The 7,158-nt window shown below is 64.8% G+C and carries 6 protein-coding genes and 1 pseudogene; 4 read left to right on the top strand and 3 right to left on the bottom strand.

Features of this window, described 5'->3' with window-relative positions:
* The 4 genes and pseudogenes from EFAMC1_RS04065 to EFAMC1_RS04050 all read left to right on the top strand — a co-directional run.
* A pseudogene (locus tag EFAMC1_RS04065) lies at window positions 1-185 on the top strand (hypothetical protein); the annotation flags it as partial.
* Window positions 173-490, top strand: coding sequence for an integrase core domain-containing protein (locus EFAMC1_RS04060; RefSeq protein ID WP_187324550.1), 318 nt, complete (start codon window positions 173-175; stop codon window positions 488-490). The pseudogene EFAMC1_RS04065 and the gene EFAMC1_RS04060, both read left to right, overlap by 13 nt.
* A gap of 14 nt (window positions 491-504) precedes the next feature.
* On the top strand, window positions 505-2,940 hold the full coding sequence (locus tag EFAMC1_RS04055; RefSeq protein ID WP_222838642.1) for a hypothetical protein: 2,436 nt from the start codon (window positions 505-507) through the stop codon (window positions 2,938-2,940).
* The gene (locus tag EFAMC1_RS04050; protein ID WP_154053042.1) at window positions 2,937-4,433 is read left to right on the top strand and encodes an AbiH family protein; all 1,497 of its coding nucleotides are present in this window, start codon (window positions 2,937-2,939) and stop codon (window positions 4,431-4,433) included. The genes EFAMC1_RS04055 and EFAMC1_RS04050 overlap by 4 nt, the downstream gene beginning before the upstream one ends.
* Before the next feature lie 41 nt (window positions 4,434-4,474).
* Here EFAMC1_RS04050 and EFAMC1_RS04045 read toward each other — a convergent pair whose 3' ends face one another.
* The 3 genes from EFAMC1_RS04045 to istA all read right to left on the bottom strand — a co-directional run.
* Complete coding sequence (locus tag EFAMC1_RS04045) at window positions 4,475-4,795, bottom strand: transposase (RefSeq protein WP_261981759.1); 321 nt, start codon at window positions 4,793-4,795, stop codon at window positions 4,475-4,477.
* A gap of 29 nt (window positions 4,796-4,824) precedes the next feature.
* Window positions 4,825-5,688, bottom strand: coding sequence for an IS21-like element helper ATPase IstB (gene istB, locus EFAMC1_RS04040; protein WP_154053040.1), 864 nt, complete (start codon window positions 5,686-5,688; stop codon window positions 4,825-4,827).
* Window positions 5,689-5,703: 15 nt separating this feature from the next.
* A partial coding sequence (gene istA / locus EFAMC1_RS04035) for an IS21 family transposase (RefSeq protein ID WP_222838641.1) occupies window positions 5,704-7,158 on the bottom strand: 1,455 nt, incomplete at its 5' end.

The following is a 7,158-nucleotide window of genomic DNA, read 5'->3' as shown; positions in this document are numbered from 1 at the left end:
CCCTCGGGCGCGGCTGCGGGTCGAGGAGGGCCGCCGGGGCGTCGTGCCCGCGCGTGGCCGTCGACGACAACGGCCGGGTCGCCCACGACGGGCAGCCGCCCGACGAGAGGAAGGGGACGGCCCGCGCCCTCATGGAGCGGGCGCTCGCGTTCTGCGGGACCTCGGGGTCACCGTGGAGCGCGTGACGGCCGGCGACGTGCCCGCCTACCGGTCGGGCGGGCTCGGCGCGCCGCCCGGGGCCCGCGGGATGGGGCACGGGCACGCGAGGCCCCTAGGCCCCTGGCAGAACGGCAAGGCCGGGCGCATGAACAGGACGCTCGCGCAGGAGTGGCAGTGCGCGAGGGCGCGGGAGAGCGAGGGGGCCAGGGCCTCCGCCCTCGCCCCCTTCCTGGAGCACTACAATCGGAACCGCCCGCACGGCGCGTGCGGGGGCCTGCCCTCGATGTCACGCATCACCGGCGCAAACAACGTCTTGGCACATAACACCTAGCGAGATGCCCTATTATGAGCGACCTGGTAGCAACAACTTTCAATATGGTTGACGAGAACCCGCTTGTCCAGTACGAGATAGCATTCCCGAGGAAACCCCTCCTGCTAGGCTCCGTCGGCGGTGGTGACGTTGGCACCATAACGAGCGGCGAGGTCTATGCAGGCGTCACCGAGACGCTGGACGACCACATCGAGTGGGAGCCGCACGTAGATGAGGCCGACAAGCTCGACTACATCGTCGCGGTGAGTAGCGGCGTGCTTGCTGGACTCATCGACCTGTTCTATGTCGGAGCCTTCTCCCTGGACCGCGCCAGCGAGTGGGGCAAGGAGCAGATCGATCAGGTCGTGAAGAAGGTCGCTCGCATCGAGGGCTGCCAGGGCGATGACCTGAGCGACGCGATAAAGACCCTTGAGAAGAACCACCCGCTTGCCGCAGACGGCGGCACCAACAACTTCGGTGGCGGACTGCAGCATCATCTACGGGACTTTTCGCACCATTTCAGCATCGGCGGGCTGTTCTTCTCTATCTTCACTCAGTTCACCGGCCTTGTCGTGGGAACAGACAAGGCGGGTGCCCTGTTAGTCATCCCCGTGCCGGAATCGCATCGCGTGTGCATTGGCAAGAACTTCCAGGAGAAGATCGCCTTCGGCACCATCGGCTGGTTCTTCCACATGGTGAGCGACATGGCCGGCTCAAGCGGTTCCCTCATGGGCGGCACGGGCATCCCTGGCCCACTCGTTTCGTTCATGAAGGAGCTCTCGGCGCTGCCCTTCTTCAAGTACTCCGGCGACGGCGACATGGGATTCCGCCTGTGGGTGACGAAGCTCTTCAACGGCGCGCTGCTCGCCGACCACGACGAGAGCGGCAAGATAATCAAGGACAGCGTGAGGAAGTTCGACCTGCGCACCGAGATCGGCATCCTCGGCGAGGCAGGCAGGCGAACGATACCGGTGCTCATCAATCAGTGCGTAGTTCGCGGTTTCTACTTCTGCCGTAGGCTGGCTCGGGAGATTCGCGATCTCGACATACGTGGCATCGGGGATTTGGGGCGCATCGCGCCAGAGGACGTCCTTCCCTGGGGGACGCCTGCCATGCGGCGCATGGTCACCGTTTCAAGCGGAGTTTTCACGGGCGTGGACATCGCAGACGCTGCGGTCAGAGCCATCAAGAGCAAGGACCCCATCACATTCTTCCTGCGCGTCAACTACGTGGGCGCGGCGACCTTCGTCATCGCCTGCGTCGTGGACGTCCGCGCCACCTTGGAAGACAAGGCAGCCGAAGCTAGCGAGAGCGCCGAGGAGGCATACGAGCGAGGCCTTTCCGACCTCGGCTGCCTCAAGCTCGACTTCCAGAGGGCCCGCGTCCTCCACTCGGTAGAGTACGCGATGGTCGCGCACGACATCGCCTTCGAGAAGCATCCCAAGCGGGCCTCTCGGAAGAGGGCCTGGCTCAAGGAGTGGAGCGAGAAGGTCGTCGAGACGGTCAACCTCGTCTGGGCGGCAGACGCCGGCTACTTCCTGACCGGCAACGCGATCTACGAGGCCATAAAGGCCCGCGCCGAAAGCGACGGAAGCGACTCCTGGCTGTGGCTCGTCGCAATGGAAGCCATCAGGTTCCGGCCATACGTCCCGCTCCATGGCGACAGCGACAAGCTCTACAGGGGGCTCAAGCTGGGTTCAGACTACCTTGGGGACATATTCTGCGACCGTCATGGCGTCGTGGACAAGAAGGAACTGCGGCGACTCGACAAGGCTGCGAACAGCGTCCACAGGGGACTCGACGGAGCCGTCACCAAGCGTGTGGCAGGCGCGGCGGGCACCGTCGTCGTGGTGGCCGCCACAGGCGGGCTCGCCTTCTACTTCGCCCCCGCGATAGCCCCGGCCCTGGCCGCCGCACTCGGCCTGGAGACCGCTGCCCTCTCGGGCGCGGCACTGACGAGCGCAAGCCTTGCGTTCCTCGGAGGCGGAGCCTTGGCGGCAGGTGGCGCGGGCATGGCCGGAGGCACGATGCTCATTGCAGGCGGCGGCGCGATCATCGGTGCCGTCGGCGGTTCTGGCGTGTCAGCCGCGACCTCCATGGCGCTCGCCACGAACAGCAGCCACGTTCTGGACGAATGCTCCAAGCTCGTGGCCTTCTGCGAGGAGGTGCTCATCAAGTGCTATGGGGACCTCGACTCGGTTGTCGAGATCCATAGGGTTCTCAACCAGCGGATCGTCGAGCTTGAGATCGAGATTGAGGCCATCAAGCGGGGCGCGCCCGCAGATGAGGTGCCGGACGGCGACGATGACGCCGACGACGGCAAGGAGGAAATCAGCCCGAAGAAGATGATCAAGATCCTGAACCGCAGCCACAAGTTCCTCAAGAGGAGCAGCGACAGGATTGCGAAGGCGTTGAAGACGGCGAGAAAGAACAGCCCAGCACTTCCGTCTGCTAGCGAGGAGTCCGTATGAGCATAGAAGATGCACAGATTCCGGGCATAAAGGAACTTGGCGCCGCTTTGGATTCTGACGCAATCGAAAGGGCGTCCCGTGCAATCAACAGTCCAATTTGCGATGCGGCGCAGAAGGCCATTGGCAGTTCGCAAATGAGTGGCATCGGAGCAAGGATGACTTCGGTGTTGGAGAGCTCTGGCGCCATGAAAACCCTAAGCGACACAGCGACCCAAAGCTTCAAGTTTGATGCGCCCGATCCGCCGCGACTAGCGGCCTTGGATTACGCAACGCCAAACTACACCATTCCCGATTTGAGCAGCTCGTTAGTGGAAGGATGCCGCACGGACTGGCAACAGCTCATCGTCATCGGCAACGGCTTTGATCTCCAGTGTGGACTGCAGTCGAGGTTCGGTGACTTCTTCCGGCCGCGTTTCGACGAAATTGCCAGCATTCCTGACTACAATCGCGAGACGTGGAGAACGCTGTTGGAGAACTCCAGCCTCACGCTCTGGGACTTCATTCTCGAGGCCAACATCAACTCTTTGTGGTGTGACATCGAGGGAACCATCGAGCAATGGGTGCTATCAGCCGGTGCTTCTGGTCCGGTTAAAAACTCGCCCTTCGACAAGGCGGTCGAGCTGTTCAAGGCCTGCCCGTTCACCGACGGCGCGTTTGTCCTTGTGAACGGACGCAGAGAGAACGAGCAGGATGACGAGAGCCACATGTTCGGCAACATGGCCCGTTACGTCTGGACGCTCCATCCAGAGATTGCCTCTGAGGGATACAATCATGAGCTCTTCATGGCTTTCTTGCGTCAGGAGCTGCTAAAACTCGAGCATGCTTTCGGGGAATACTTGGTGCATGAGCTTGAGACCAACGAGGGATACGCCGAGAAGTGCAAGATGCTCTATCAGGCTATAGAGCGCGATGGCAAGAAGAGCGGCGATGACTACTACTCTTCTACGTCTGTCCTCAGCTTCAACTACACCGACCACATCGAGCGATTCTTCGACGGCGGAGAGGATGGCGCTTTCGTAAACATACACGGAAAACTGGGCGGCGAAATCATCTTTGGGATTGATGGCAAGGACTGCATGGACAACCCCAACGCTGTTGCATTCACGAAGACGTTCCGCCTCATGCGCCGAGGCGGTTCCCGCACAAACAAACTGATCAGTACTGCGAACAGCGCAAACCTACAAAACGCAACCGATGTCATCAAGTTCTACGGACATTCACTCGGAAAAGCCGACTACTCGTATTTCCAATCCATCTTCGATGGGGTTGACCTTTACGAAAGCAAGACCGTGCTCGTGTTCTACTACCCATATGACGGTGCGAAAGGCGCGGAGGACAAAAACGAGGATTGGCGGAACCGACTCGCTAACTCGATAAACGATCTTCTGGTTGATTACGGTGCCACAATGGACAACAAGGACCACGGCAAGAATCTCATGCACAAGTTGCTTCTTGAAGGACGCCTTATCATCAGAGGAATACAGCTTGACTGAACATTCCGCCAATGACGTGTAAAGAAGGCTCTTCGCGGTTTTTAGTGGGTAGCATAGCTCGAGGCGGTTTGCGCCGAGAAGTCCAGCCCGCCCAGCCTAAGTAAGATCGCGCTCCTGAAGTACTCGATGCTCCTGAAGCCCCTCGCGGCCCTCTTCATCGACTGGAGCGCGGAGTTCAGGCCCTCGAGGATCGCGTTGGTCGCCCTCGGCCCGAACCAGTTCAGGACGCCCCCCCTCTCCGCGCACAGCATCGCCGCCACCCGCTTCATCTCCGGGACGTTCGAGTGCATGAGCCAGCTGAGCAGCCGGTCGAGCTCGGCGGCGACCGACTCGCGGTCCGGGCAGGCGTACACGGCGCGCATGGCCTCAGTCATCGCGCAGGCGTGGGCCGTCAGCAGGTGTTCCCCGGCCAGCGACTCCCTCTTGTGTGTTTCGTCAAGAGGACTTGAGCAAAAAGAGCATCGGAAATTGAGCAGCCTGAGCATCGGAAGCGCGCACGCTTTTTGAGCGGCTGGCCCTCCTGCATGAGGGCATGACGGACGCGGTAGGACCCGCCACGGAACTGGGCGAGCCTCCCGTGGTGGACGATGCGGTCGATCACGGCGACGGCCATCTGGTCGTCCCCGAACACCGACCCCCACCTGCTGAACTCCAGATTCGTGGTGATTACCACCGACTGCCTCCCGTATGCGTCGGCGAAGACCTGGAAGAGCAGCCTCGCCCCGTCCGCGTCGAGCGGGAGAAACCCGAGCTCGTCGATGACGGGCAGGCGGACCTTGCCGATGAGCGCGGCCTCCCGGTCGAGCCTCCCGTCGTCGCGGGCGCGCCTCAGGCGCATCACGAGCGAGGACGCCGTGAAGAAGCGCGCCTCGAGCCTCCTCTCGCACGTCAGCGCGCAGAGGGCCGACGCCATGTGCGTCTTGCCGGTGCCGACGTCGCCCATGAGCACGAGGTCCTCTCTGCGCTCGACGAAGTCGGGCGCGAGCAGCGACTCGCGCCCCATGCCCTCCGGCCACGACACGGCCGACCAGTCGTAGCCGTCGAAGGTCTTGGGCGCCGGCAGCGCGCGGCGCCCGGGCAGCGTCGCGCGCTTCGAGGCCTCGCGGCTGGACCTCTCCGCCTCGAGGTGGCCCGCCAGGTACTCCACCTGTCTCGGGGTGCCGAGCCTCGACCACTCCTCCAGGACGGCGGTGGTGAGCGAGCACGACCGCCCGGCCCCCGCGACCCTGCGGGCCAGCTCCTCGCTAGCTGCCATCGGCGACCGCCCCCTTCAGGAGCCCGTCGTAGACCGACAGGTCGGCCCCGCCGGTCCCGCCGCCCCCCCCCCGATGCGTCTCGCCAGCACGTCGACCGCGGCGTCGTCGGGGACGCGGCCGCCCTCGACGACCCTGAGCGCCGCCTCGCAGGCCGCCTCGAAACCCGAGGACTCGCTCGCCCGGCCGATCGACCTGAGCGTGCGCCTCCTGCCGGCGGAGTCCATCCGGTCGACCCCCTCGACGAGCCCCGGCGGCATGTCGTGCCTGATCGTCGACTCCCCGAAGGCCCTCGGCCTGGCGATAATGGCGGGCACGAGCGAGAGGGGGTTCCGGACCGCGGGGCCCTCCCCGAAGGCCCTGGGGGGGGGGACGGCGACCCGGCGGCCGCGGTCGGCGAGGACCTCCACCGTCGACGCGCGCATGCCAACGAGCAGACTCCGACCGTGCCAGGCGGGCCCGGCGACGTACTCGCGCCCGTCGGCCTCGACGTAACCGCGCTTGTCGGCGCGGACGGTTGCCCACCTCGCCGCGTCGAACTCCACGCCGGGAAGGGCGCGCATGGCGGCGAGGTCCTCCCGGCAGGCCTCTCCGTGCGGCCTGCCGTCGCGGCAGCGCGCCGCCGCGTTGACCCTCGCGCATCCCTCGGCGAGGAACGCGTTGAGCTCGGGGAGCGTGCCGAACGCCGACACAGGGACGAGGAGGTTGCGCCGGAGGAGCCCCACGGCGTTCTCGACGGAGCCCTTCTCGTTTCCCGAATAGGGGTTGCAGTACCGGCTCTCGAAGCGGTAGTGGGCCCTGAACTGCGAGAACAGCCTCGATTCCGTGACCTCGCCGCGCACCATCCTGCCCGCCTCGGTGGCGTTGTCGAGCACCATCGCCGCCGGGGTGCGGCCCCAGCGGCGGAAGATCTCGAGCAGCCCGGCGCACAGGCACCCCGACCTCTGCGACATGAGGGCGACGCACTGCCGGCCGTTCGAGTGCGGAAGCGTCGCGACCAGCAGCCTGAGGTCGAGGGTCCTCCCGCCGACCGCAGCGCGAGAGTTCCCGAAATCGACCTGGCAGGTGCCGGGCGCCCACTCGAGCTCAAGGTACCCCTCTCCGCCCGCCGCCGCCCGGGCAAGCCTGGGCTCGCGGACGAACCCCTGCACGGTGGAGTACGAGCCGCCGTAGCCGCGCTCGGCGACGAGCCTGTCGTAGATCCGCCTGGCGGTGTGGCGCTGCTTCCCCGGGGCCCCGAGGTCGGCCTCGAGAACGCCCGCGACCCATTCCTCGTTGCCCTCGAGCGCGGGCCTGCCCCTCCTCTGGGGCATCGGCGCGGCGGGCGACATGTCCTCCATGTCGGCGTATTTCGCCACGGTGTTCCGGCTCACGTGGAGCATTCGGGCGATCTCGGACCTCGAGCGCCCGGCGGCATCCATCGACCGTATATCATTCACTGTGTCCAGGGGCACGGTCATCCCCCCCCCCCC

Origin of the sequence: Olsenella uli, from assembly GCF_901212675.1 — a bacterium.
Classification (GTDB): Bacteria; Actinomycetota; Coriobacteriia; order Coriobacteriales; family Atopobiaceae; genus Parolsenella; species Parolsenella uli_B.
This window is presented reverse-complemented; position numbering and strand designations above follow the sequence as displayed.